Genomic DNA, 26,433 nt, shown 5'->3' on the forward strand with positions numbered 1-26,433 from the left:
CCTGGGCAAAGTCCCTACGGGAACGGCGGAGCGCGAGGCGGGGGGCTCGCGCTCCGGTTTCTTTTCGGGTCGTTCTGAAAGCTGCTTCAGCCGCTCGCACAGAGCCGCGCCCAGACGGCGCGGTGATCGGACCCGTTTGCCGGCATGACCTCGAAGGCATCGAGTTCGAGCCGGCCCTTCACCATGATCTGGTCGAGCGGCCAGCCCAGCATCAGGAGGTCGGAGGGGAAGGTCGGGTACGTGCCGCGGCCCACCCTGGGGTCGCGCCAGTCGCCCTGCTCGCGAAACTGGGTCGTGGTGCGCGACCAGGGGACATCGTTGAAATCGCCCATTACGATGGCGTCGGGCAGGCGATCAGGGGTTTGCACCCCGGCATTGACAATGTTCTGGTCGCGAAGATCGGTGTCCCATCCGGGTAGCGGCGGCTTGGGGTGCAAGCCGATGAATTCGACCTGCGCGCCGTTTGCAGGTTGCAGCGTCGCATAAAGCGTGGGCGTGTCGCGGTGAGTGTTTTCGACGATGTTCGACTTTGCGACCGGGATCCGGCTTGCGAAGACCAGTCCGAATGCCTCGGGCTGAGGATGCCGATCGACATGCGGGTATTGCGCAAGGAACCCCTCGAGCTCTCTGACCCAGGCCTGGTCGGTTTCCATCAGGAACACGACATCTGGATCGTAACGCCGCAATTGGTCGATTAAGCGGTCGTAATCCGAGTTCTTGACCTTGACGTTGGCTGAGACCGCGGTGAAGCAGCGGTCGTTGCTCGCCCCATTTTCCGCAAGCGCGATCTCGGTAACTGCGACCGGCATATAGGGCCAGACCCGATAGACGTTGATCGCGAGCGCGAGGGTCAGCATCGCCGCTGTGACCCAGCGAAGCGAACTGCCTGCGATCAGCGATATCACAAGCAGCAGCAAGGCGAGGTAGGACAAAGGTTCGCGGACGAGGTCGATCGTGCGCACGAGCCACATATCGCTGGGGATAAGCGAGATCAGCATGAGGCCGAGAATGAGAGCCGCGAAGGCGAGCAGAATTTTCGAAAATAAACTCATGCGTTTTTCCCCTGTTGCTGGAACAGCGAGAAAGGGCGGTGATCGTTCCTGAAAGCCCAAGTTGGCGAGCGACGTACGCCACCTGCATCATTTGCCAGCTTGCCGAACTCCACCGGTCAAGCAGGGCGCGGGGAATCCTGTCAGGCGGCCCAAGCCCCTCAGTAGAAATGCACCGAGGATGGCAGCCTCGAAACCTCGCGGCCCTCGATCCTTGCCTCGGCCGCCTTTAGCGCTGCGCGCAGGCTGCGTTCGACGATCGGTTTGTGCATGCAGCCCATCGCCAGCGGTCGTCCTGCCTCGCCGGGGCAATTGCCGGTCGAGAACAAGACTGGGATGCCGCGCTCGGTCAGTTCCTTGGCGACTTCGAGGCCGCTCTCTCCGAAAGCCAGCTGGATATCGACAAGAGCGATATCGGGCCGTTCCGCTTCGACCGCCTTGATCGCCGTCTCGAGACTGTCGGCCAGAGCGATCGCCGCATGGCCGGTATCCTCGAGCATGAATTCGAGGTCCATCGCGACGAGCGCCTCGTCCTCGACGATCAACACGCTTAGCCCGCGTTTGTTATCAGATGGCTGGGAGGGGGGAGCCATCAATCGTCCTCCTGATCAACCGGTATCTTGATATCGAACCGCGCTCCCCTCGATGTTTCGGGAAGCGAGAATTCGCCTCGCACCTGGCGAAGGAGCGAGGTAACGATCTTCATGCCTAGACCGGCCGATTGCGAGGGATCGAATCCGTCGGGCAGGCCGACACCCTCGTCGTGGATGCAAATCGCGACATGGTCGCCCCTGTCGTCGAGCCCGACGAATACCTCGCCCGCTGCATCGTCGGGATAGGCATATTTGATAGCATTGGTGATCAGTTCGCTGACCACAAGCGCCAGCGGAACGGCCTGTCGCAGGTTCATCACGATTCCCCGATCAATCGCGGCGTGCAACTTGATGCGGTCGCCCGAACCCATCGATTGCATGGCTTCGTCGGCAAGGTCTGCAAGGTAGTCGCCGAAATCGACATGGTCGTGATCGCTGGTCGAATAAAGCCTCTGGTGCATGGCAGCAATCACCGCCACGCGGTTGCGCGCTTCCTGAAGGCTGTTGACGAGGTTTTCGTCCTCGGCCTTGCGCGCTTGCAGCGTCAGCAGCGAGGTCACCACCTGGAGGCTGTTCTTCACGCGGTGATTGACCTCGTGCAGCAGGATATCCTTGGCCTTCAACGCTTCGGCAAGTTCGGAGGCGCGCTCCCGTTCATCGGCGATATTGCGTACCTCGATGATGGTTCCGATCGTGTTCGAGGCTTCATCGCGGATCGGGGAGGCGGTGAAGTGGACCGGGTAGAACGATCCATCGCGGTGGACGAAGACCTCCTCGCCTTCGGTCTGCGCGTTTTCTGGGAAGGCCCGGTCGATCGGACATTCCTCGAGCGGGTAGTGCGATCCGTCTGGCCGGGTGTGGTGAATGACATCATGCAAGGCCTTGCCCTGCAATTCCTCGAAGGCGAAGCCGGTAAGCTCTTCGGCCGCGGCATTCGCGTAAACGCAGAACTGCCGTTCATCCATCAGGAACACCGCCATGCGGGTGTTGTTGAGCACCGCATCGAACCGCCGACTGACTTCGCGCAGCGCGTCCTCGGTCTGTTTGCGTTCCTGGATCTCGGCCTGGGCCGCCTGGTAAAGCCGCGCATTGTCGATCGCGATCGCGGCCTGGGCGGCGATGCCGAGGATGAGATGTTCGTGGCGCTCGGTAAACTGGCCCTTGTCCGAATGGCCGAAGAACAGTCCTCCGATCACCTCGCCCGAGCGCGATTTCACCGGCACCGCGAGATAGCTGGTTACCGGCAGGTGGCCTTCGGGCATGCCCTTGTGCGGGTCATTGCGGCCATAGCGCGGATCGGCAGTAATATCGTCCGATCGCACGACGACCGTGCCATCGAAGGTTGGTGCGAATACCTCTGTCTTGCGAGGCATGGGAAAGCGTTCGAACGCTTCTCTTTCGACGCCGGAAAGCGTGTAGAGCATATAGGACGCGCCGTCTTGTTGCACGGTGTTGTAGAAGAACGCCCCGAACTCGGCGCCAATCAGTTTGACCGCGGCATCGGTGACCTGCTGGACCACCTGTTCCAGATCGAGCTCGCCTGCGATCACTTCGCCGGTCTGATTGAGCATTTCGAGTGTCTGGCGCTCTTCCTCGAGGGCCATTTCCGCTTGCTTGCGCTCGATGATCACAGCCGCAGTGCGGATGACGAATTCGACCAGTTCGATGTCGGCGTCAACTGGTGCGCGGGGCTGACGATGATACATCGCGAAAGTGCCCAGCACGTTGCCGGTCGAAGAAATGATCGGCAGTGACCAGCACGAAAGCAGGCCATGTTCGAGGGCAAGGTCCTTGAAGTCGGCCCATTTGGGATCGGTGCGGATGTCGGTGACATAGACCGGCTGACGCGTGAAGGCCGCGGTGCCGCACGAACCCACTTGCGGACCGACCGCGATACCGTCGATCTCCTCGTTATAAGCGTCGGGAAGGTTGGGGCCTGCACCGTGGTGCAACCGCTCGCGTTCCTCGTCAAAAAGAAGAATCGAACCCAGCACCTCGGTCTCGGCCTGCTCCTCGACCGCGAGGATGAGCATTTCGAGAAGCTCGGGGAGGCTCCTGTCCTCGAAGGCGGATTCGAGCAGCCTGCTCTGGGTGGCCTGAAACCGTTCGGCCCGGGCGCGGGCAGTGACATCGTTGCCTTGGATGAAGATGCCAGTGACCCGGCCGGTCTCGTCCTTGATCGGCTGGAACACGTAGTCGAGAAATACGGCGCCTTCGCGGTCCTGGAGCCGCATCTCCTCTGCCTTGGCGATATGGGCGTCGCCCGACCGGTAGACCTGGTTTAAAAGGCCCAGCAACCTGCGGCCCGTGGCGTGGGGAGCCACTGCGGCGAAACTTTTTCCGATCAGGTCATTCTTGCCGACCAGTTCGCAAAACGTGGGATTGGCAAGCTCGAAGACATGATCGCTGCCGCGCAAAACAGCCATGAAACCCGGCGCTTGCTCGAACAGGCTGGCCAATCTCTGCGGATCGACTGCCAGCCTGGGATCTGCATCCAATTGTTGACCCATGAAAATTAACGTCCCTCGTGATCCCGAACGACAGCCGGGATGGGCTATCGTGCGCGATAGAACGCACGAGAAAGCTGTTTGTTTCCCAAAAACTTATACAGGAGGAAAGGCGCGTAGGAACGGGCCGCGGGAAGCTGGTTCCCGGGCCTGAAATATCAAATTGCGCAATTGGTTGCCGGGCCGAGACCCGGTGTGGATTTTGGTTGCGTGGCGCTGCCTGATCGGGCGAGATCGTTAAATTCGGCCCAGACAGCTGCAATGCGTGTGCAGCGGCGATCAGATCTCGAGGTTCAACCGTTCTGCGCTTAGTTCGCCGGTGCCTGGAGGGGCAGAGCGCGAGGGAGGTGCGCGCCGCGGCCGCGGGGCTGACGGCACGGTGACCTCGGCAAAGCCATCGGGTTCGGCCCAGTCGAACGTTCCGAAACCGGGATCGGGTTCGGCGAAGCCGGGATCGGGAGCGCTGGCCTGTTGCGGGGGCGGGGCCGGGGGCGCACTTTCCTTTTCGACGTGATCGTCGTTCGCCATCGACCCTGATTTGCTGATACCGTCGAGCGGTCCCCCTTCGCCGACTGCAAGCGGGATGGTGAAGAGGACCATGACCGCGATCATGATGGCAATACGCTTGTCCATGGGGCTTGGCTCTCCTTCAGGCCTTGCAGGGCAGCGCGATCACGCGTCGCAAAGCGACTGGCTGTCGTCGCCGGTGACCCCGGGTTCGAGATTGCGGTCGTCGCGGATAAGGAAGATGGCTTCCTGCCGGAACTGGACATTGCGACCGATCGCGCCGGTGATGATGCCTTCGTAATCATAGACGATTTCGGCAACCATCACGGCCGAACCTTCATCGGCAGTGATCCGGTTTGTGGCGGAGCCCACGCCGTAGATGCGATGCGAGCCAAGCCCGTTGTTCTGGTCCTCGTCGCCATAGGCCGAGCTGCGCGCCAGATCGCCGCGGCACCTTTGCCAGTGGAAATACTGCCGTCCGGTGGTGTTGTGATATTCGAGGCTCGACAGGATGATCCGCCCGTTCTCGCCAAGTCCGAAGGACCGGCCCTGCCGCAACGCACCTTCCATGATCGAATCGATATCGGCCTCGGTCACGGTCGGGGTCACCGCGCTGTTGTCGGTCTGGCCCAGCCGCGAAGCGTTATCGGCAAGCGAAGTCGCGACCTGGCTCACCTGCATGTTGACCGTCGCCATGTAGGCAAGCTCGGTCCCAGTCATGCCCATGGTAATGAACAGGGGAAGCATGAAGCCGAACTCGATGGTCGAGACTGCGCTCGTGTCCCTGCGCAGACGCGCGGCAAGTTTGCGAACGAATGGTATCGTGGGCATCAGCATGTCCCTGCTGTCGATGAATAGCTCGATTGGTTGGCGAAGGGCTGGTTCTTCTTGACCGCCGAGGATTGCAAGGTGCGCTCCTTCCACTGCTTTGGCATGAAGGGGACGTTGAAGACCGGCTCGTATTTGGCCTCGACGGTGTAGATGACAACGTCGTTGGCGCCGCCATTGCCTTCGACACCGATATCCTCGTCCCATTGGCCGTTGCCGTTCTCGTCGGTATAGGCCTCGCCGTCATTGCAGATGCCGTTGTCGTCGGAATCGTTCCACTGTTCGGCGCGCTCGATATCGGCGAAATCGTAATAGCTGCGCCGGTTCGTCTTGAGCTTCACGCCCGGCATGATCCCGTCGATCCGGTCCATCACCATATCGTCGGCTGCCTTGGTGTCGCCGCCTTCTAGCGATGCGTCACGCGCAGCGGTCTGCACCGCGCCGTTGAGGACCGCATTGGCATAGACCATGTGGCCCATGTCGAAAGTGCCCATCATCAGGAGCAGGAAGGTGGGCGCGATCAGGGCAAATTCGACGACGGTCATCCCGTCCTCGTTGCCGCGGATCCGCCGCGCCAGGCGATTGAGTTTGGTTCGCTTCATCATTGGGTGATCCGCAATTCGCCGACTTCGTTGGCGATTTCCTGGAAAGCCTCGTTGAGTTCGGAGGCGTTGTCCGCGGTGAAGGCGCTGCTGTCAGAGGCGCATTCGCTCATGGCGTCGCTGAGACCGGTGGCAAAGGCGATCACCCACAGGCGAATGCCCTTGGCTTTCACCGCCTCGCACAGCGCCGCAAAACGGCTGTTGTGGCGTTCGGTGTGATTGTCCGAACCATCGCCGGTCACGCGCTTGTCGTGATATTCGATGCCATAGGCCGTCTGCACCGCGATATTCGGCTGCATTTGGCCATCGGTCATGAAGATCAGGTGTCGGGCGACATTGCCGCCATTGGGCGGGGCGACGTTGACATTACTGGCAAAGATGCCTTGCGGCGAGCTCAGCCTTGCGCCCCAGAGAATGCCGAGATCGTGATAGGTGTTGCCTTCGGCGCGCAGCGAATCCGTGTAATTGTCGAACGCCGTTTCCGACATCTCCGCGAGCAGCCGCGCGCTTTGCGGACAGAACGAATAGGCCTTGCCCCCGTTGCGTGTCTCGTCCTCGTCGGTGAGGTCCCAGTAACCGCCGCGACGGGTGCTGACCCAGGCGGTGCGGTAATAAGCAAGCTCGGGCCAGAGCGGACGCCACTTGGTATCGTCATCGGTCGTCGGAACGCTGTCGATATCGAGATCGATCGCGGCCGCCGGTGTGATCCCGCTGCCCGCAGTGAAGGTGAAGCTGTCAGCCGGGGTGGTAGCGCGCTCCTCGATGCAGCCTTCCCAGGTCGAGGTCTGGTCGGCACCTTCGTCGCCGGTCGGTGTCGTAGTCGCGGCAAAGGTCTTGTAGGCGCTGGTGTCGTAATTTTCCTGGCGGAACGCGTAGTGGTCGAAAACCGACACTGTTTCTTCTTCGTAGATCGGATCGCGGGTTTCGTATTCGTATTCGTACTCGTCCCGCTCGTATTCGTAGAAATAGACCGCGAAATAGCGAATGCGCCGGCCGCCCTCGCGGCGCGTCAGCCGCACGCAGGTATAGCGGGTGCGGGTCTGGGTCTGGGTCGTGGTAGTTGTGGTGACCTGCTGGCCTTCCTCGTTGATGCTGGTTTCGCTCTCGGAGGATGCGGAGCCGGTATTGGTCCAGCTTGTATTGCTAGGCTTTGACCGGTTGCACGCCCCGCGGCTGGAATGCTGGGTGCTGTCATAGACTCCCTGGTCGACGAGGCGGCTCGAACTGCGACCGCTCGAGCTCGAATATGTCGGATCGTCCCAGCCTTCGAAATCGCCTTGCGTTGTCTCGGTTCCGAAGACCGCGACGCGGCTCTGTATGTCCATGCTGTCGACGAGCCAGGCCGGATTGGCATTGTAGAGCAGCTGGCCGACATTCACCGTCGAGGAATAGGGTACGAATGCATACCGGATCCGCGCGCTGCCCCCAGCGGTGGACGATGCCACGGTGTCGTAGAAATTCTTCATCGCGTCCTGAAGCATCGACAGCTTCGTGGGGCCGCCAGAGGTCAGTCGCCAGCCCATCGAACCGGTGGTGTCGAGCACCATGGTCACGTCGCTATTGCCAACGCCCATCGATGCCGAACAGGTCACCGTGATCGGGATGGTGTCGAAGCCAAAGGCTTTCATGATAGTCGTCTCGACATCGGCCTGGGCGCTGGCAGCGACCGTGTTGCCGTTGTCGTTCGAGGAAGGCGTGAAGCTGACCGAGGACGCGCCGTGGCTGGTCGCTTCGAAATTGTTCAGGAAATAGCGATTGGCTTCGGCCTGCGCATCGTCGTCGAACCCGTTCATGTAGACCGCGCGGCGGCCTGCAAGAACGCCCGCATCGCACGCGGCCTGGAGCCGGTTTTCGGCTTTCGAGGCACGGCTCAGATCGACCCCGCCGCCGACGATCGCGGCAAGAACGAGGAAACCCATTGCTGCGATCGGCAACAGGCTGCCGGACTCATCGACCCAGAGGGACGAATCCGCGTTTCCGGGCAGACCCGGTGCGCGCCGGTGAATTTCAGGCTGCGATTTCAGCGTCATGCGTCATTTTCCCTGCGAAGTGACAATGCGCCCCACTTGAAAAAAGTGCGGTTCATTGGACGGGTAATCGCAAGGAGTTCTTAACATTCGGATAAAGCGCGAGGCCCTTCCATCGGGGGAATCGAGGGGTGTCAGAGAGCGTGCGCAGGCCCGTCTCAGGCCCCGACGAGCGACAGCGATCGGCGTTTTGGCCCCGCTCAGCGCGGTGGTTTGCGAAACCTTTGCCGCGTTCATGCGCTGTTTTGTGCAGTTGGAGGTTTTGCACATGGCAGCACGCGCATACTGGCAGGGTCAGATCAGGCTCGCCCTGGTCTCGATCCCGGTCGAGGTCTTTTCGGCGACCAAGTCGGGCGCGAAGATCCGGTTCAACCAGATCCACGAACCCAGCGGCAAGCGCATCTCCTACGAAAAGGTCGTGCCCGGGATCGGCCCGGTCGATCGCGACGAAATCATCAAGGGCTACGAGATTTCCAAGGGCGAATATGTCCTGCTCGACAACGAGGAGATCGAGGCGGTCAAGATCGAGAGCCGCAAGACGCTCGAACTGGTCCAATTCGTCGATTTCTGCGAGATCGACCCGCTCTATTTCGAGAAACCGTATTATGTCGCCCCCAAGGACGACCTGGCCGAGGAAGCCTTCGTCGTCCTGCGCGAGGCGCTGCGCAAGTCAAAGAAGGTGGCGCTGGGCCAGCTATCGGTGCGCGGCTCGGAAAAGCTGGTTGCGCTCAAGCCTTGCGGCAAGGGCCTGCTGCTCGAAACATTGCGCTATGCCGACGAGGTGCGGCAGGGGCAGGCGTTCTTTTCCGAGATCGACGAGGGCAAGCCGAAGAAGGAACTGCTCGACCTTGCCACCACGCTGATCGAGGATAAGAGCGCGCCCTTCAACGCCTCCGAATTCGAGGACCGTTATGTCGATGCGCTGCGCAAGCTGATCGACAAGAAGGCGAAGTCAAAGAGCAACAAGGCGATCATCGAGGATGACGATGCGCCGACCGCTTCGGGCGACAACGTGATCGACCTGATGGCTGCGCTCAAGAAATCGGTCGGTGACAAGGCAAAGGGCAAGAGCGCAAAGAAGTCTTCGGCAAAGACCACGACCAAGCGCCGCAAGAGTTCGTGACATGGCGCGCAAAAGGAAAGCGCCTGCCGACCCGCTCGCCGCCTACAATGCCAAGCGCGATTTCGACAGGACTCCCGAACCTGCGGGCAAGCGCGCGCCGAGCAAAAGCGGCGATCTCTTCATCGTCCAGAAACACGATGCGACCCGGCTGCACTGGGACTTGAGGCTGGAGGTCGACGGGGTGCTGAAGAGCTGGGCGGTGACCAAGGGCCCATCGCCCGATCCCGATATCAAGCGGCTGGCCGTGCGCACCGAAGACCACCCGATGTCCTATGCCGGGTTCGAGGGCACCATTCCCAAGGGCGAATATGGCGGCGGCACGGTGATGATGTGGGACCGTGGCAGCTGGGCGCCGATCGAGGGCAAGAGCGCTGACGATCTTGAAGACGGGCACCTCCATTTCTGTCTCGAAGGCGAGCGGATGAAGGGCGAGTGGCTGCTCGTCCGGCTCAAGAAAAAACCCGGCGAGAAACGAGAGAACTGGCTCTTGCGCAAGCTCAAGGATGACCACGCGCAAACTGGCGACGTGCTGGTCGAGCGCGAACTGACCTCGATCCTTACCGGCCGATCCATGGCCGAGATCGCAGCTGACCGCAAAGGCGAATATTCGCTCGAAGGGCGCGACGAGGAGGCATTCCTCGCGCAGATGGAAAAGGCCTCGGCGCGCAATGCGGCCAAGTCGCAAAAGAAACCAAAGCGCCGCAAGAACGCGCCATTGCCCGGGTTTCGCAAGCCGCAACTCGCAACGCTTGTCGACGACGTTCCGACCGGCAATCGCTGGATGCACGAGATCAAGTTCGACGGCTATCGCGCCATGGTCGCGGCCAAGGGCGACAAGGTGCGCGTCTATACCCGCAGCGGCAAGGACTGGACCGACAAGTTCGGCCCGCTCGTCGATGCCATTGCCGCGCTCAAGCTTCCCTCCTGCCTGATCGATGGCGAAATTACCGCGCATGATGCAGATGGCAATCCCGATTTCTCGACCCTGCAAAAGGTCCTGAAACGCGGCTACGGTTCGCAATCGAAAGCCGACAAGCTTTCCTTCCACGCCTTCGACCTTATTGAACTGGGCGGCGAGGACCTCGCCAGCCTGCCCAATATCGAGCGCAAGGAACGGCTCGAGGCGCTGCTCGCCACTGCCGAGCCGCCGATCCAAGTTGCCGATCACGTCATCGGGGCGGGCGAAAAGCTTTACGAAGCGATGTGCGCGGCAGGCCAGGAAGGGATCATCGCAAAGAAGATCGACGCGCCTTATCGCCATGCGCGCAGCAAGGCTTGGGTCAAGGTCAAGTGCACGCGGCGACAGGAATTCGTCATCGTCGGCTGGAAAAGGAGCACCGCGAAGGGACGCCCCTTTTCCTCGCTGCTCCTCGCACAGAACGAGGGAGACGAGCTGGTTTACAAGGGCAATGTCGGGACCGGTTTCTCGAGCGACGACCTCGACGCTCTGGCGCCCAAGCTCAAGCGGATCGAACGCAAGACCCCGCCGCTCGATGTGCCCAAGGCCAAGGCGCGCGGGGTGAGCTGGGTGACGCCCAAACTGGTCGCCGAGATCGCCTTTGCCGAGTTTACAGGCGAGGGGAACGTGCGCCACGGCAGCTATCTGGGCCTGCGCAGTGACAAGCCAGCCAGATCAGTGAGGCCCGAGAAAGCGGCGAAGGCGCCCAAGAGCTCTGCGGCGGTCAAGATTTCGAGCCGCGAGCGGGTGATCTTCCCCGACAGCGGCCAGACCAAGGGCGAATTGGCCGATTATTACGAGGAGGTTGCTGCCATCATGCTGCCCTTTGCCGGGCACCGCCCGGTCAGCCTCGTGCGCTGTCCGCAGGGCCGCGCGAAGAAATGCTTTTTCCAGAAGCACGACAGCGGCGCTTTCGGCGATGCGGTTCACCAGCTGCCGATCCGCGAAAAGGACGGCGGGAGCGAGGACTATCTCTTCGTGGACGACGCACGCGGCATCCTTCAATGCGTGCAGATGGGGACGATCGAGTTTCATGGCTGGGCCTCGCGCAGCGATGATGTCGAAGCGCCTGACCGGATGATATTCGACCTCGACCCCGATGAAGGGCTGGATTTCGGCGATGTCAAATCGGCCGCGCGAGACCTCAGGGCGCGGCTGGCCGATATCGGGCTCGTCAGTTTTGCGATGCTGTCGGGCGGGAAGGGTGTGCATGTCGTCGTGCCCCTGACCCCGGGCCACGACTGGGAGGCGCACAAGGACTTCGCGCGTCGCTTTGCAGAGGCGCTCAGCATTGCCGAGCCCGACCGCTTCACCGCGACGATGAGCAAGGCCAAGCGCAAGGGCAAGATCTTCATCGACTGGCTTCGCAACCAGCGCGGGGCGACCGCGGTGCTGCCCTATTCGGCGCGCGCCCGCAGCCGTGCGCCCGTCGCGGTGCCGATCGGCTGGAACGAGTTGAAAGGGCTTGAAAACGCCAAGCTGTTCAGCATCGATGACGCCGACCAGCTCGTCAGGCGCGCGGGCAGCAAGACGCTCTCGGGCTGGGGTTTTGCCGAGCAGCGCCTGCCCGATATCTGAGCGCCCGGATTTCAGGCGCTAGCATCACGCCAGGCGCCTTTGGACTGCGCTCCATAGGCGCGAGACCAGCGCGCGCAATTCGGCGCGGTGCGGCGCGGGGTCGTCGCTCGTCCAGCCATCGAAGCGCTGCGGGAAGATCAATGCGGCTGCCATCAGACCGGCGAGTGCCAGCGCCCGTGTCAGCCACCCGAAGCCCTCCGCTGGCAGGTCGGAAATCCGGTCGAACTCCGCTGTCAGGCTCGTCTTGGTGATCGGGAAGCTGATCGGCGATCCTGCCGCGCCAACGGCCTCGCCATGGAGAAGGCGCCAGTGCCAGAGCGGAAAATCGGCGCCCGCTGCCAACGCCAGGGCAAGCGAGCCCCAATAGCGCGGATTGACCTCGATCAGGACGTGCCTGCCGCTGGGCCGGTCATGGCGAAATTCGAACATGGCAGGTCCGGTGAGCACGGTGGCGCTGGCCAGCTTGCGCACATCTTGAAGCAAGGCTGCGTCGGGCGGTTCGCCGACCCGCCGCGAACTGCGCCCGGTCTCGCTCGCCTGCGCCAGCCGCCGATGCTGCCAGGCGGCGAGGATATCGCCGCGATCCGCGAGGACCGAGAGGCCCACGCCGTCGCCTTCGAAAAATTCCTCGATGACGATGTCGCGCCCCGCGAAGTCGGCGAGGGCGCGTTGCAAGGCGCGTTGATCGCGCGCGATCCGCGCCATGCGCTTGGCCTCGCCGCTCCCGGCAAGGAAAGGGCGGGCGGGCTTTATGACCAGCGGGAAGCCGCGGCTCTCGCATAGCGGGGCAGGATCGCTCCAAGCAGCCGCTTCGATCCCGTCCGCGGTGGGCACGCCGTATTCGCGCGCCAGCACCCTGGTGCTCGCCTTGTCGGCGAAGGCCGCGAGCGCTTCGCGATTGGCGATCGCCAGCCGCGCGTGGGGAAGAGCGTTCTCGCTCGTGGCGAGCATATCGAGATTGCTGTCATTGGTCGCGAAGATGAGATCGTAACCGCGCTCCCGGCAGAGCGCTCTTAGCGCGTCTTTCCAGGCGCCAGGCATATCAAGAAATCCAGGAAGGAGATGGACGCTGTCGATATGGCGCGAGGCAAGGCCCGGGTATTCGGCCGAGCAGGTCGCGACATCGACCGCTATCCCCGCACGACCAAGCGAGCGCGCAATCGAGAGGAACACCCCGATATCATCGGCAAGAACGAGCGCGCGCGGCCCGTTTGCCTCGTGTGGGCAAGTCGCGGCGATGGAAGCGTCCAATGGCGCTTCACGAACGGCGCGCATGCCGCCGCGTTTCCTTGGGCGCGCCGCCGCGGCCAAGGAGGCCTGAAAGCTTGCGCAAGACCATCCCGGCTATCGCGACGAGACCCGGCAGGCTCAGCGCGTAATAGGCGGACAGGGTATGAAGCGGGACGCGATAGGACATCCATTCGCGCTTGTAAGCGTGATCGCCGATCCCGAAATCGATTGTGCGCACATCCTCGTTGTCGAGGACGTGCTCGAACATGTGCCGCGTCAGGATCGTGCCTGCACCCAGCTTGCTGACATCCTCGCGATAGGACAGCAGGTGAATGATCGCGACGCCATGCTCGATCGTCCAGACCTGGGCTGCGACCGGGCGGCCATCCTTGTAGGCCATGCCGAGTCGCAAGGTCCCGGCATCGGCTTCGTGGCGGAAGACGTCATGGGTGAGATCGGGTGAATTCGCGCGATTGTTCCAGCTATTTTCGAACACCTCGCACACCTCGGTCCAGAGCGCCGCGTCGAGATGGTTGAACACCTTGCATGCGAGCTTCGCTTTCCGTGCCTTGCGCTTGGCCGTGTTGCGCAGGCGTGACGGGCGTCCCGACCAGAATTCATCGAAGCTCATCCCCTCGACATCGACCCGCCACGACACGTCGGTCTGTTCGCGCCGCACGAGCCATCCGCGCTGTTTCAGCGCTGCGGCCAGTTCGGCCTCGTCATCGATGGGGTCGATCCTGAGATGGTGGATTTTCGCTGCGCGCAAGCCTTCTGCGAGTTGGTCATAGGGCGGGTTCTCGCCTTCGGTAACCACGCGATAATGCAGGCAATACCAATTGCTCAAAGCGGTCGCCGAGCCGCCTTTGCGCGCCAGGAACAGCCAGCAGCGCGATCCATTTTCCTCGCCCCTGATGATGAGCGGATCGCCGTCTGTTGCGTGGCGCGCGGCAACGCTGAACCAGTCGGCGCGGTCAAACATCGAGCTTTGCCGAGCCCGGCTGAGCGCCGTTCCCGCATCGGTCATGGCCGGATCGATCCGGTCGAAAACGCGAAGCCCTGCATTCATCACACGGGCCTTTGCCAGGTAACGGGCATCAGCGGAGCGAGGTTGCCGGTCACCTGTGCAAGCGTTCGCGCTTCGCGGTCAAAGCCGCAGTGGAACCGCGCCATGACCCAGCAGGCGGCAAAGAACATAGCGGCTGCCCAGCTCTTGGCGAGTTCTTCGAGAGAAAGCCGCAGGAAGGCATCGTGAGCGACCAGCGCATCGAAGACCATCATGATCGCGAAAAGCCCAGCGCCCGCCGCAACCAGCAGGAATGCACGCACCGGGATGCTATCGCGCCGGGCAAAGGCCAGGATCAGCGCCGCTTCGATCCCGGCCCAGCAAATCATGATGAAATGGTCGGCAACACCGATCCGGTAGGCGAGCGCTTCCTGAAGCTGAAACCGGTCGTCGAAAGCAAGGAAGGCGAGCATTCCCGCTTGCGACCACAAGAGCCAGGTTCGTCGCGCGACGGGCGGTTGGCCAGAGGCGGTGGCTGCGAAGACCAGCAGGATTGCGCCGCCCGTCAGGAGCAGCGTGCTCAAGGTGGTGTTGATCGCGAGGAAAGGCCGGCCGCCGTCGATATCGGCGAAATAATGACGCACGTAATCCTGCGAGGTCGCCGCCTCGGTCAGCACCAGCACGGCCGAATAGATGGCCAGGCCTGTGAAAAACAGGATCGCTGTCGGTCGCATCAGCCCCTCATTTGCGCACGGAATTAGCGCCTGACTAATCGATCAGTCCTAACAGCACGTTATCCTTACGAAGTGTTTGCACATTGCCCCTATGGTCGCGCGAGCCCCGGCTTGATGGGGCGATGCGTTCATGGGCCTTCGATGACCGACAAGACCGATCCAACAGCACCCGCGCCTGATGGCCAGGTGTATCGCAACGGCGTGATCGCCGTCGTGATTGCGTGGTCGATGCGCGTCATCGGCCTCGTTTCGGTCTTCGTCCTTGCGCGCACGCTCACCCCGGCCGATTTCGGGATTGTCGCGCTGGCGATGACGACATTGGCGATGGTCGACGTGTTCGCATCGATCGGCCTGAGGCAAGCGCTCTTGCGGGTCGAGCGGCCCGAACGGAGCCATTACGACACGGTCTGGACGATCCAGCTTGGTATCCTGATCGTGCTCGCGCTGGTGGTCACCGCGCTCGCTCCGGTGATGGCGTGGTTCTACGCCGAACCGGCGCTCACACTGGTGGTCGCTGTCCTGTCGACCCGGTTCGTGTTCTTCGGCCTCGCCAATATCGGCATCATCGATTTCGAGCGCGATCTCGAACTCGGGCGCGATCTCAAGTTCCGGCTGATCGTGCGCCTCACCACATTCGTCGTCACCATCGCAGCTGCTCTGGTCCTGCGCAATTACTGGGCACTGGTAATCGGCGCAGTCATGCAGGGCATGGTGCATTGCCTCGCTTCATATGCGGTCCATCCCTACCGCCCGAATTTCTCAACCAAGCGCAGGGCCGAGATGCTGGGCGTGTCCTTGTGGATGTTCCTCGCCTCGCTCGCCCAAGTCATCCACACCGAAAGCCAACGCATCGTGGTCGGACGGATCGCGAGCATGGGCGTGCTGGGCTTCTACTCGGTTTCCAAGGGGCTTTCCTCGATTTTTACCGAGGAGATCGCCACCGCGCTCAACCGCGTGACCTTTGTCACCACCGCGCGCACGCGTAAGGATCTCGGCGCAGAACCCGCTCGGCTGCGGGCCATGCTCTCGACCTATGCGATGATCGCCGCGCCGCTCGGGATCGGCCTTGCCGCGACCGCGCCCTATGCCGTGCGGGTCCTGCTGGGCGAACAATGGATCGAGGCGGCGCCTTTCCTTGCGCTGATCGCCCCGGCTGCCGCGCTTTACGCGGTGTTCAAGCTGATCGTGTCGAGCCTTCAGGCGAGCGGCAAGGCGCGTCTGGCCGCCGGGTTCGCGATCGCATCGGCGCTCGGCGTTCTCGCCGCGATGCTAACAGCGCTCGGCATGGGCGGCGGTGCAATCGAGATCGCAGGCGGCGTGCTGGTCGCTAATGGCGCAGCCTTGCTCGTCGCATTGATGGTGCTGGCCCATGCGGAGAAGACATCGGCGCTTGGCCTTCTATCGTCAGCAGCGCGCCCATTCATCGCCGCGGGGATCATGTTTGCCTCGATCACCGCGCTCACCCCGCCGGCCTCGCCCGCGATCCTGGTGCTGACCGGGCAGGCGGCGCTGGGTGCGGCGGTCTACGCCATCGCCCTTGGCGCAATCTGGCTTGTCAGCGGGCGTCCGGACGGAGCCGAAGCCAATGCCGGCACGCTCGTGTCGAAAACAGCGAGACAGATATGGCGCGGGAAGGGCCGAGCCGTCGTGAGCGCGCGGGAGGGACAGAATTAGCCTGCTTCGGCAAGCACCCGGTCAGCTGGGGCGCAAAAACGGCAGGAAAGCCCTTCTTGCGCATAATCGATATCAACGTCGCAGCTGAATTGTCCGATCAGGCTCCGTTCGATCATAACCGATCCGAAACCGGTCTTTTCCGGCGGCGTGACCGCGGGGCCGCCGCGCTCGCTCCAGCTAAGCTCGAGCATCTTTTCATCGCCTGCCATGCTTTCGTCCCAAGCGATCGCTATCGTGCCGCTATCGTTCGAAAGCGCGCCGTATTTGGCCGCATTGGTCGACAATTCGTGCAAGGCCATCCCCAAGGTCTGGGCCGCGCTCGCCTTGACTTTGAGGGACGGCCCCGCAAGCGTGATTCGCTCGCCGATCAGCGGCTGATAGTGGCCGAGCTGCGAGCGGATGAGGTTTTCGAAGGGAACATCCTGCCAAGAATGATCGACCAGAAGGTCGTGGCTCGCAGAAAGCGCCATCAGCCTCGCTTCGAGGCGGTCGATATAGTCGTCAGGATTGCGCCGGGCGGTCTGCCGGGCGAGCACCTGGACCACCGCGAGGATGTTCTTGGCGCGGTGATTGACCTCGCGCAGCAACAATTGCTCGTGTTCCGCGCGCTTCTTGCGCTCGGTCTCGTCGGTGATTGAGGCGAAAAACACGCCGCCTGCCTCGGGAAAATACTGGAGACTGACAGCGACCGGGTAATGCGATCCGTCGGCGCGTTCGTGCACGGTTTCGAACCGAAGGGCATCGGTCTCGCCATGTTTCAGAGGCGCCACGAACGCGATGAATTCCTCGCGGTTGTACTGGGGCTTGAGATCCCAAGGCGTTAGCGAGCGCATCTGCTCCATGGTGTAGCCGAGATTTCTGCGGGCCCCGCGATTGACCAGTTCGAACTGATAGCTTTCGCCATCGAAGACATAGGCCTCGCTGACCGAGGCCTCGACGATCTTGCCTAGCCTTTCGCTCAGTGAGGCTGTGGTGATGCGTTCGAGTTCGGCCGCTGCACGCCCGGAGAACAGCTGAAGGATGTCGGTCACGGCCTGCGGATCGGGGAACGGGTTTTCGTCGAGCACTGCGATCAGGCCAAGGACCGCACCATCGGCAGAGCGCAGTGGGATCCCGGCATAGCTTTGCGCGCCCATGTCGACGAGCATTTCATCCTTGGGAAAGCGATTCTGGATCTGGTCGGCAAAACAGCACACCGAATTGTCGCGCACCTTGGCGCACGGCGTGTGCTCTAGCCCGTAGACAAAGTTTTCGCCGGGTCCGTTGTCCCAGAAGGCGATGGTGCGGGCAAGATCGGGTGCTTTCGGGTCGAAACGGCAGATCAGGACCCAGCGCAGGTTCAGAGCCTCTGCCAGATTCCGGGCCAGGACTGGAAAGAACGGTTCGCCCACAACCTGCGCGGTTCTCGCGACAATGCTCAACGCGTTGAGCATTGCGGGCGACGGGGCAGGTTCGACGGCTTCGATGATGTTCATTGGCTCTCCTGAGCAATGATCGAACCTAATCCATGCCGCAGCCGCTGGCAAACCCGCATTGCGCGGTAACCTTGCGGCGTGAAACCGGCCTTGCGCGTGCGCGCCGCGACGGGGCTGCAAAGCTGGGGACAGCTTGCTGTTGACGATTGCACAGCTGCCCAGGGCCTGCCTTTCTGCGAGGCGCGATGACCCCGCTCGACCCGGCCTATCTCGGCGCGATCGCCAGCCAGATCGCCACCATGAGCAGCGTGCTCGGCGGTTTCGCGATCACATTTTTCGTCACCCTCTTGGTATTTACCGAGGCCGGCCGCGCCGCTCGCCTGGCCATCATCGCCTCGGCATGCGCAGCTGGGTTGTTCATCGCGGCCGTAGGAGCGAGCGTCGATGTCGTCATCTCGACCCATCCGGGCGCGCCCGATGCGATCCACGCCGAAAGCCTCGATTATTCGCGCATCGTGGCGGTGCTGGCATTTTCGGGCGCTATCTTCGCGCTGGCCTTTGCCATCGGCGCGTCGGGATGGATGCGGTCGCGTGTGGTCGGGCTGGCGACCAGTCTTGCCGCTGGGGTCAGCCTGTTCCTCTTCGTGTCGACCCTGATGGTGTCACCTGCCAGTTGATCGCGCGGGGTGCCTTGCAATTTGACCGGAGCGGGCAGGCTTGCAAGACATGGAACGCGCGTCCGGTGCGCCGAGCAATGGACGAACCGTGCAGGGCGCGAGGGATGAGCAGGGCATGACAGGCTGGCGGTTTGCGGTCGATCGCGGGGGCACATTCACCGACGTGGTAGCGGTGACGCCGGACGGTCAGCGCGTCACCGACAAGCTGTTGTCGGAAAACCGCGAAGCCTATGCCGATGCGGCGAGCGAGGCGGTGCGCCGCCTGATGGCGCGCCACGGCGAAGGCCCGATTGACGAACTCAGGATCGGCACCACGGTTGCAACCAATGCGTTGCTCGAACGCAAGGGCGAGCCGATGGCGCTCGCCATCACGCGCGGCTTCGAGGACGCATTGCGGATCGGGACCCAGGCACGGCCCGAGATTTTCGCCCGGCACATCGTGCTCCCCGACCAGGTGCCCGCATCGGTGATCGGCATCACGGAGCGTGTCGCGGCCGATGGCGAGGTGCTTGAACCGCTTGACGAGTCCGATGCCCGCGAGCAACTAGTGATGCTGCGCTCGCAAGGCATCGATGCGCTCGCAATCGTGCTGATGCATGGCTGGAAGCATAGCGCGCATGAGAAGCGCCTCGAGGCGATCGCGCGCGAAGTGGGCTTTGCGCAGGTCAGCGTTAGCCACGAGGTCGCGCCGCTGATCAAACTCGTCCCGCGCGGCGACACCACGGTTGTCGATGCCTATCTCTCACCGGTTCTTGCGCGCTACACCGATACGCTGCGCGCCGAACTGCCCGCTGCCCGGCGCCTGAGCTTCATTCAGTCGAATGGCGGGCTGGCAGAAGTCGGCGCGTTTCGCGGCAAGGACGCGATCCTGTCGGGTCCGGCAGGCGGGGTGGTCGGCATGGTCGCGGCGTGCAAGCCGCTTGGCCATGACAAGCTGATTGGCTTCGACATGGGCGGGACCAGCACCGATGTCGCGCATTATGCAGGCGGGTTCGAGTTGACCGGCGACAGCGTGATCGCAGGCGTGCGGGTCGCGGCCCCGATGATGCAGATCCATACCGTCGCTGCCGGAGGCGGGTCGATCTGCCGCTTTGACGGGGCGCGCTTTCGCGTTGGCCCGCACAGCGCCGGCGCCGATCCCGGCCCGGCATGCTATCGCAAGGGCGGCCCGCTTACCGTCACCGATTGCAACCTGTTCCTGGGCCGGATCGACCCGGCTTTCTTCCCCGCGGTTTTCGGTCCGAAGGGGGACGAACCGCTCGATAGCGATGCTGCGCGCATGGCGCTCGAAGCGGTCGCCGCCGAAATGCCGGGAAAGCGCACGCTCGACGAGATTGCCGAGGGGTTCCTTGCGATCGCGATCGACAACATGGCCAATGCAATCCGCAAGATCTCGGTCGCACGCGGACACGACGTGACGGATTATGCGCTCGCCTGTTTTGGCGGGGCGGGCGGGCAACATGCCTGCCGGGTGGCCGATGAGCTGGGAATAGAGACGGTGCTGGTGCACCCGCTCTCCGGAATGCTCTCCGCCTTCGGCATCGGCATCGCGCCGGTAAAGGCAATTCGCGAAATGAGCCTCGTGCGCGAGCTGGCGAGCGACTTTTCAAGCGAACGCGAAACGCTCGAAGCTGAGGCGGTGGCCGCGCTGGTCGACCAGGGCATTGCAAAAGACGCGATCACAGTGAAACCGCGTGCTCGCCTGCGCTTTGCAGGAAGCGATTCTGTTCTCACCGTGGCGTGCGAGGATACAGGGGCGATGGATGCACAATTCCGCGCGCTCCACCGCCAGCGCTTCGGTTACAGCGATGAACGCGCGGCAATCATCGTCGATGCGCTGAGCGTGGAGGGGAGCAGCGGGGCAGGATGGCTGGGCAGTGCGCGCGCAGCGCCCGAGCCGGTCGCAGGCACAGCGAGCGGCGAATGGCCGACCACGGCCCGCAGCGCGATGAAGGTCGGCGAGGTGATACAAGGGCCCGCATTGGTGATCGACCCGGGTTCGACCACGGTGATCGAGGAGGGTTGGCAGGCGCGGCTCGCTCCAGAAGGCAGCCTCGTCCTCACCCGTCACGACGCGCTGGTGCGCGAGCGTGCGGCGGGCACCGCGGTCGATCCGGTCCGGCTCGAGATATTCAACAACCTGTTCATGGCGATTGCCGAGGAAATGGGCGTAGTCCTGCAATCGACAGCGACATCAGTGAATATCAAGGAGCGGCTAGATTTCTCCTGCGCGCTGTTCGATGCTGCGGGATCGCTGGTCGCCAATGCGCCGCATATCCCGGTGCACCTCGGCTCTATGGGGGACAGCATTGCCCGCGTGATCGAGGCCCGCGGATGCGGAGCGAACGCGACGCCGCGCGATGGCCGCGGATTTCGCCGCGGCGATGCCTATGTCCTCAACGATCCCTATCGCGGCGGCTCCCATCTTCCCGACATCACCGTCATCGTCCCGGTATTCTATGGCGAAGACAGCGCCTCGCCCGACGCCTTTGTCGCCGCGCGCGGGCACCACGCCGATATTGGCGGGATTGCCCCGGGCTCCATGCCTCCCGGCAGCCGCACGATCGAGGAAGAGGGCGTTCTGATCGACAATTTGCTGATGGTCGATGAAGGGCGCCTGCGCGAGAACGCAGTGCGCGCTGCGCTTGCCGATGCACGCTGGCCCGCGCGCGCACCGGATCGCAACCTGTCCGACCTGCGCGCCCAGCTGGCCGCCTGCACGCGCGGGGCCGAACTGCTTGCCGAAGCCGCCGCGCAAAACGGGCGCGACGCAATCGCTGCCTATATGGGCCATGTCCTTGCCAATGCCGAGGAAAGCGTGCGGCGCCTGCTCGACCGGCTCGAGGACGGCGAATTTGCCTATGAAATGGACAATGGCGCGGTTGTCTCAGTCGCGATCCGGATCGACCGGGCGACACGCTCGGCAGTGTTCGATTTCACTGGCACCAGCGCCCAGCAGGACAACAATTTCAACGCGCCGCGCTCGATCACCCGGGCCGCGGCGCTCTATGTCCTGCGCACGCTGATCGACGACGCGATCCCGATGAACGATGGCTGCCTCCGCCCTGTCGCACTGGTCGTGCCCGAAGGCTCGCTGCTCAATCCCGCTCCCGGTGCCGCGGTGGTTGCAGGCAATGTCGAGACCAGCCAGTGCGTCACCGACGCGCTGTTCGCCGCAACCGGAAGGCTGGCGCCGTCTCAGGGGACGATGAACAACTTCACCTTCGGCAACGAGCATCACCAGTATTACGAGACGATCTGCGGCGGGTCTGGTGCAGGACCCGATCACCCGGGGACGAGCGCCGTCCAGACCCACATGACCAACAGCCGCCTGACCGACCCCGAAATCCTAGAGACACGGCTCCCGGTCCGGCTCGATTCCTTTGCGATTCGGCGCGGATCGGGCGGGGCCGGGCGGCATGCAGGCGGCGACGGGGTGGAGCGACGACTGAGCTTCCTCGAACCCATGAGCGCCAATATCCTCGCCAACCGCCGCTGCGTGGCACCGCGCGGCATTGCGGGAGGATCGGATGCCAGGCCGGGGCGCAATTGGGTCGAACGCGTCAATGGCAGCAAAGAGGAACTGGACGCAAGCGCATCGGTGCGGATGCAGCCAGGCGATGCTTTCGTGATCCTGACGCCGGGGGGAGGGGGATTCGGCGATGAATGAAGGCGAGGCAGCGATGAATTACTGGCCGCTTCTGGGGATCGCGCTTGTCGTGATCGGATTTGCGCTGCGGTTCAATCCGCTCGTGGTGGTGGTCGGGGCGGCGCTCGCAACCGGAATTCTTGCCGGGCTCGACCTCGTCGCGGTCATCGAGGCGCTCGGGCGAGCCTTCAACGACAACCGTTATATCTCGGTAACCTGGATCATCCTGCCGGTGATCGGTTTGCTCGAACGCTATGGGCTTCAACAGCGTGCACGTGCCGTGATCGCCAATCTGCGCGGTGCGACCATGGGCAAGCTTCTGACGGTCTACCTGCTGTTCAGGCAGGTGACCGCGGCGATCGGGATGAAGGATATTGGCGGGCACCCGCAAGCGGTTCGCCCGCTGGTCGCACCCATGGCCGAAGCGGCGGCGGAGAAGACCCATGGCGACCTCGACGAAAGCGAGCGCCAGCAAGTGCTCGCCATGTCCGCTGCGACCGACAATGTGGGCTTGTTCTTCGGCGAAGACATTTTCTTCGCAATCGCCTCTATCCTGTTGATACAGGGGGTTTTCGAATCCTACGGCTACCCGCTGACCCCGCTCGAGCTCTCGGTCTGGGCGATTCCCACCGCGATCTGCGCCTTCTGCATTCATGGCTGGCGGATCAACGCGCTCGAAAGCCGTCTGGCCCGGGTCCGCAGGACCGCAAGCGGGGAGGGCGCGGCATGATCACCTATGAATGGCTTTACTGGCTCGCGGGTGCCTTTTTCGCGGCCTGGGCGCTGCTCAGCCTCAGCGATCGCCGGATCGGCAATGCCGCTTTCTGGGGCCTGCTTTCGGCGAGCTTCTTTTTTGGCAGCCACCTTTCCGATCTTGCCAATGGCGCGCTGGTGCTCGCACTGGTCGCGATTGCCGGGCTGGGCGGGCTGAAGCGCAGCGATCCTCCGACAACCTCCCCTGCCGAGCGCGAGACGCTGTCGGTGCGGCTGGGCAACCGGTTGTTCGTGCCTGCGCTGATCGTCCCTGTCACCGCGGTGGCAGGGACGCTGCTCTACAATTACACCCCGCTTGCCGAGACCGGCTTGTTCGAGCCGCGCCGCGAGACGCTCATCCTGTTCGGCGTCGGCGTACTGATCGCGTTGGTCGCGGCCATGGCGTGGTTACGGCCTCCCGCGCTCGCCCCGGCAGAGGAAGGGCGCCGGCTGATCGATTCAATCGGGTGGGCGGCGATTCTGCCGCAAATGCTTGCAGCCTTGGGCGCGGTGTTCGCCCTTGCCGGCGTCGGCGAGATCATCGGCGGGGCGGCAGGAAACGCTATTCCCGAAGGCAGCGTGTTTCTCACTATCGTGGTCTTCGCGCTCGGCATGGCTTTGTTCACGATGATCATGGGCAATGCCTTTGCTGCCTTCCCGGTTATGGCGGCCGCGATCGGCATCCCGCTGCTGGTAGAAACCTATGGCGGCAACCCCGCGGTGATCGGCGCTGTCGGCATGCTGGCTGGCTTTTGCGGAACGCTGCTCACCCCGATGGCGGCCAATTTCAACATCGTTCCCGCCGCGCTGCTCGAACTGAAAGACCAGAACGGGGTGATCCGCCAGCAAGTCGGCACCGCGATTCCGCTATGGGTCTGCAACATCGTGATCATCTATGTGGGAGCATTCCTGCTGTGGAACTGACCGAGGAGATCGCCCGCACATTTGCGCGCGCCGCGCTCGGCCACGTCGCGCGCGAATATCCGCACAAGCTCGACCATGTTATGGCCTCGGACGCGGACGTGTTGCCTCCGCGCGTGCTGCACCCGGTCTTCTTCGGAAGCTTCGACTGGCACTCCTGCGTCCATGGCTGGTGGACCCTGCTGCGCCTGCGCCGCCGGTTTCCGGCAATGCCCGAAGCCAAAGCGATCGAGGCGCTCGCCGATGCAACCTTCACCCGCGAGAAGATCGGCGCCGAGCTGGATTATCTCGCACGGCCCGAGGCGCGCGGTTTCGAGCGGCCTTATGGATGGGGCTGGCTGCTCGCACTGCATGACGAAGCATGCCGACACCCCGACCAGCATTGGGGCGAGGCGATCGAACCGCTCGCGCGCGCCTTTGCCGAACGGCTTGGTAGCTACCTCGAGATCCTCACCTACCCGATTACGGTCGGCACTCATTTCAACACCGCCTTTGCGCTGGTGCTGGCACGCGAATGGGCCGAGGAGCGTGATCCCGCCTTGTTAAAGTCGATTGACAAATGGTCAGTGCAGAACCTTGAAAACAAGACAAACTATCAAGGGTGGGAGCCAGGAGGAGACGAATTCCTGTCGCCGGTCCTCATTGTCGGCCTGTTGATGAGCGCGGTGATGCCGCCTGCACAATTCGGCCCCTGGTTTTCGGCGCTCGCGATCAACAATGGCTGGGTCGAACAGGCCTGCCACCCGGTCACGGTATCCGATCGCAGCGATGGCAAGATCGCCCATCTCGACGGCCTCAACCTAAGCCGCGCCTGGTGCCTTGGGGCAATCGCCGCACGGCTTGGCGATGACCCTGCTCGGCCTCTGCTCGAACGGCGTGCCAGCGATCACCTCGGCGCCTCGTTCGAACATGTGACCGGCGATTACATGGGCGAACACTGGCTGGCGAGCTTTGCCCTGCTCGCGCTCGCGGGCACCTCCTAGTCCGAGGCGATGAGAACCAGATCCTGCTGGCGGCCATCGAGAAAGCGCACGTTTTCGCCGTCGAAGAACGCCATCTCCTCGGTACGGAAATCGACCCGCTGGCCTTCCCATTCTGGCACTGCGGAATAGGTGGTGAGCTCGATCGACCACGCGGTGTCGGCATGAAGCGTATAGGCGCCGCGTGGATCGGCAGACTGGTTGTCCCAAAACCCGATCGCGCTGCCTGCCCCGTGGCCGTGCAGGCCGATCGGGTGCGAATAGATCGAAGTCTCGATACCTTCGCTTTGCGCGTCCGCACGGGCAAGCGCGAGCACTTCATTGCCCGAACGGCCGGGCACGAAATGCGAGCGCACGATGTCTTGCACCCTGTTCGACTGGGCCAGCCCGCGGCTGAGACCTTGTGGCGCGGCCGTTTCGCCGGGGCGGAGTACATAGGCAAGATGCTGGGTGTCGGTGTTGAGGCGAAGATAGGTGATCCCGAAATCGGTCCAGAGCAGGTCGCCCGGTTCGATGACGTTGTCGCCGTTCAGCATGCCCTCGACCCCGCGCCGCTGGATCCCCACCGAGGGGTGGAACCACGGGGCGATGCCGAGTGCGCGTAGGCGTTCGCGCATCCACCAGCGCACGTCGTCGGCCGTTGTCACACCGGGCGTGATCACCTTGCGCGAAAGCGCCTCGCCAAGAACGGCATGCGCAATGCGCACGATGCCTGGGTAAAGCGCGGTTTCACGCTCGGTGCGCGTTTCCAGCCAGCGCAGCGCGAGCGTTTCGCCCGACACGATCCTGTCGCGCAACTCGGGTGAGAGCGCGGCTTGCAACAGGCGAAACTGGCTGAGCGTCATCCCGTCACCGAATGCCGTCAGATCAGAGTAGTTTACGGCGATTTTTCGAGGATTTCGGTCAGCGATGATCTGCGCCACCGCGCGCCACTGGTCAGGTTCGATCGTAGGGTCCCAGGCGGGTTCGAACAGGCCGGCCAGGCCATAGCGGCTGACAGTCAGACGTTCGACCGGCTGGCCTTCGCCCGGATCATGGAAGATGAGGATCGTACGTCGCCGTGCGGCCATGGAGCGCGCATTGAGCATCGATGCGACCACCGGCTCCTCGAAATATTCGCGCGACATGAGCAGCCACAGATCGATGCCCTGTTCGCGCATGATGGCAGGGATCAGCGTGTCGAGCCTTTCGGCGAGCACGGCATCCACCAACGCTGCCTGCGCGCGAAGTTCGAGGATTTCGGGCACTTCGGGCGCGGCGATCTCGGTATCGCTCATTGGCAAGAGCGGCCGGGCGTCTGCGTCGGCGGAAATTGCAGCGCCAAAAACCCCGGCGACGATCAAAAGCGGCCAGATCGACTGTTTCGGCAAAATTTTTTTCTCCCCTTTTCGATCCCCGATTGTGTTCGCTGATAGCACCCGCGCTGCAGGAGCCAAGCATGCCGTTCCACTTACCGAACGGTAGGAATACTGCGGTTTTTGGTGCTTTCGGAAATCTTCACAGCCAGCAAATCTGCACCCGTTTTAACCAATCTCGAAATGTAACAAATTGTTTCAGAATCGCGGAGTTCTGCCGATTTGGCGGGCCATCCTTACGGGTTGGTAACCACTCATCCGTAAAAG

Annotated in this window: 20 protein-coding genes; 8 read left to right on the forward strand and 12 right to left on the reverse strand. The window is 62.9% G+C overall.

The features are described 5' to 3' along the window. Positions 1 to 86 precede the first annotated feature (86 nt). The 7 genes from ACKTSM_RS07120 to ACKTSM_RS07150 form a co-directional block, all read right to left on the reverse strand. On the reverse strand, positions 87 to 1,052 hold the full coding sequence (locus ACKTSM_RS07120) for an endonuclease/exonuclease/phosphatase family protein (protein ID WP_407873965.1): 966 nt from the start codon (positions 1,050 to 1,052) through the stop codon (positions 87 to 89). 158 nt (positions 1,053 to 1,210) lie between these two features. Then, positions 1,211 to 1,642, reverse strand: coding sequence for a response regulator (locus tag ACKTSM_RS07125; protein ID WP_407873966.1), 432 nt, complete (start codon positions 1,640 to 1,642; stop codon positions 1,211 to 1,213). Further along, positions 1,642 to 4,140, reverse strand: coding sequence for a GAF domain-containing protein (locus tag ACKTSM_RS07130; RefSeq protein ID WP_407873967.1), 2,499 nt, complete (start codon positions 4,138 to 4,140; stop codon positions 1,642 to 1,644). Before ACKTSM_RS07130 ends, ACKTSM_RS07125 begins: the two co-directional genes overlap by 1 nt. Positions 4,141 to 4,428: 288 nt before the next feature. Next, positions 4,429 to 4,782, reverse strand: a complete 354-nt coding sequence (locus ACKTSM_RS07135; protein ID WP_407873968.1) for a hypothetical protein — start codon at positions 4,780 to 4,782, stop codon at positions 4,429 to 4,431. A 39-nt stretch (positions 4,783 to 4,821) separates the two neighbouring features. Then, positions 4,822 to 5,487, reverse strand: a complete 666-nt coding sequence (locus ACKTSM_RS07140; protein WP_407873969.1) for a TadE/TadG family type IV pilus assembly protein — start codon at positions 5,485 to 5,487, stop codon at positions 4,822 to 4,824. After that, positions 5,487 to 6,089: a TadE/TadG family type IV pilus assembly protein gene (locus ACKTSM_RS07145; RefSeq protein ID WP_407873970.1), complete on the reverse strand. Its 603-nt coding sequence runs from the start codon at positions 6,087 to 6,089 to the stop codon at positions 5,487 to 5,489. Before ACKTSM_RS07145 ends, ACKTSM_RS07140 begins: the two co-directional genes overlap by 1 nt. Beyond that, on the reverse strand, positions 6,086 to 8,116 hold the full coding sequence (locus ACKTSM_RS07150; RefSeq protein ID WP_407873971.1) for a TadE/TadG family type IV pilus assembly protein: 2,031 nt from the start codon (positions 8,114 to 8,116) through the stop codon (positions 6,086 to 6,088). The genes ACKTSM_RS07145 and ACKTSM_RS07150 overlap by 4 nt, the downstream gene beginning before the upstream one ends. A gap of 265 nt (positions 8,117 to 8,381) precedes the next feature. Here ACKTSM_RS07150 and ACKTSM_RS07155 point away from each other — a divergent pair, with 265 nt between their 5' ends. Next, entirely contained in the window at positions 8,382 to 9,236 is an 855-nt protein-coding gene (locus ACKTSM_RS07155; RefSeq protein ID WP_407873972.1) for a Ku protein, read from the forward strand. Between the two features lies 1 nt (position 9,237). Next, positions 9,238 to 11,772, forward strand: coding sequence for a DNA ligase D (gene ligD / locus ACKTSM_RS07160; protein ID WP_407873973.1), 2,535 nt, complete (start codon positions 9,238 to 9,240; stop codon positions 11,770 to 11,772). A gap of 24 nt (positions 11,773 to 11,796) precedes the next feature. Here the strand turns inward: ligD and ACKTSM_RS07165 are convergent, their stop codons facing one another. From ACKTSM_RS07165 to ACKTSM_RS07175, 3 genes are read right to left on the reverse strand one after another with little or no spacing between them, the layout of a single operon-like run. After that, positions 11,797 to 13,047: an ATP-grasp domain-containing protein gene (locus tag ACKTSM_RS07165; RefSeq protein WP_407873974.1), complete on the reverse strand. Its 1,251-nt coding sequence runs from the start codon at positions 13,045 to 13,047 to the stop codon at positions 11,797 to 11,799. After that, positions 13,031 to 14,071 (reverse strand): GNAT family N-acetyltransferase, encoded by a 1,041-nt coding sequence (locus ACKTSM_RS07170; protein ID WP_407873975.1) that lies wholly within the window; start codon positions 14,069 to 14,071, stop codon positions 13,031 to 13,033. The genes ACKTSM_RS07165 and ACKTSM_RS07170 overlap by 17 nt, the downstream gene beginning before the upstream one ends. Further along, entirely contained in the window at positions 14,071 to 14,742 is a 672-nt protein-coding gene (locus ACKTSM_RS07175) for a hypothetical protein (protein WP_407873976.1), read from the reverse strand. Before ACKTSM_RS07175 ends, ACKTSM_RS07170 begins: the two co-directional genes overlap by 1 nt. A 141-nt stretch (positions 14,743 to 14,883) precedes the next feature. Here ACKTSM_RS07175 and ACKTSM_RS07180 point away from each other — a divergent pair, with 141 nt between their 5' ends. Next, positions 14,884 to 16,416, forward strand: a complete 1,533-nt coding sequence (locus tag ACKTSM_RS07180) for an oligosaccharide flippase family protein (RefSeq protein WP_407873977.1) — start codon at positions 14,884 to 14,886, stop codon at positions 16,414 to 16,416. Here the strand turns inward: ACKTSM_RS07180 and ACKTSM_RS07185 are convergent. Beyond that, a complete protein-coding gene (locus tag ACKTSM_RS07185) occupies positions 16,413 to 17,891 on the reverse strand; it encodes a sensor histidine kinase (protein ID WP_407873978.1) in 1,479 nt (492 codons plus the stop codon). The two genes, ACKTSM_RS07180 and ACKTSM_RS07185, sit on opposite strands and share 4 nt — an antisense overlap. Positions 17,892 to 18,076: 185 nt before the next feature. Here ACKTSM_RS07185 and ACKTSM_RS07190 point away from each other — a divergent pair, with 185 nt between their 5' ends. The 5 genes from ACKTSM_RS07190 (at position 18,077) to ACKTSM_RS07210 (ending at position 24,814) form a co-directional block, all read left to right on the forward strand. Then, positions 18,077 to 18,508 (forward strand): hypothetical protein, encoded by a 432-nt coding sequence (locus tag ACKTSM_RS07190; RefSeq protein WP_407873979.1) that lies wholly within the window; start codon positions 18,077 to 18,079, stop codon positions 18,506 to 18,508. A gap of 115 nt (positions 18,509 to 18,623) precedes the next feature. Next, entirely contained in the window at positions 18,624 to 22,178 is a 3,555-nt protein-coding gene (locus ACKTSM_RS07195; protein WP_407873980.1) for a hydantoinase B/oxoprolinase family protein, read from the forward strand. 13 nt (positions 22,179 to 22,191) lie between these two features. Continuing rightward, positions 22,192 to 22,887 (forward strand): DUF969 domain-containing protein, encoded by a 696-nt coding sequence (locus ACKTSM_RS07200; RefSeq protein ID WP_407876333.1) that lies wholly within the window; start codon positions 22,192 to 22,194, stop codon positions 22,885 to 22,887. Next, complete coding sequence (locus ACKTSM_RS07205) at positions 22,884 to 23,834, forward strand: DUF979 domain-containing protein (protein ID WP_407873981.1); 951 nt, start codon at positions 22,884 to 22,886, stop codon at positions 23,832 to 23,834. The genes ACKTSM_RS07200 and ACKTSM_RS07205 overlap by 4 nt, the downstream gene beginning before the upstream one ends. Beyond that, the gene (locus ACKTSM_RS07210; protein WP_407873982.1) at positions 23,825 to 24,814 is read left to right on the forward strand and encodes a DUF2891 domain-containing protein; all 990 of its coding nucleotides are present in this window, start codon (positions 23,825 to 23,827) and stop codon (positions 24,812 to 24,814) included. Before ACKTSM_RS07205 ends, ACKTSM_RS07210 begins: the two co-directional genes overlap by 10 nt. Here the strand turns inward: ACKTSM_RS07210 and ACKTSM_RS07215 are convergent. After that, positions 24,811 to 26,088, reverse strand: coding sequence for a M24 family metallopeptidase (locus ACKTSM_RS07215; protein WP_407873983.1), 1,278 nt, complete (start codon positions 26,086 to 26,088; stop codon positions 24,811 to 24,813). The two genes, ACKTSM_RS07210 and ACKTSM_RS07215, sit on opposite strands and share 4 nt — an antisense overlap. Positions 26,089 to 26,433 lie beyond the last annotated feature (345 nt).

Origin of the sequence: Qipengyuania nanhaisediminis (assembly GCF_045862805.1) — a bacterium.
In the GTDB taxonomy this organism is placed as follows: Bacteria; Pseudomonadota; Alphaproteobacteria; order Sphingomonadales; family Sphingomonadaceae; genus Erythrobacter; species Erythrobacter nanhaisediminis_A.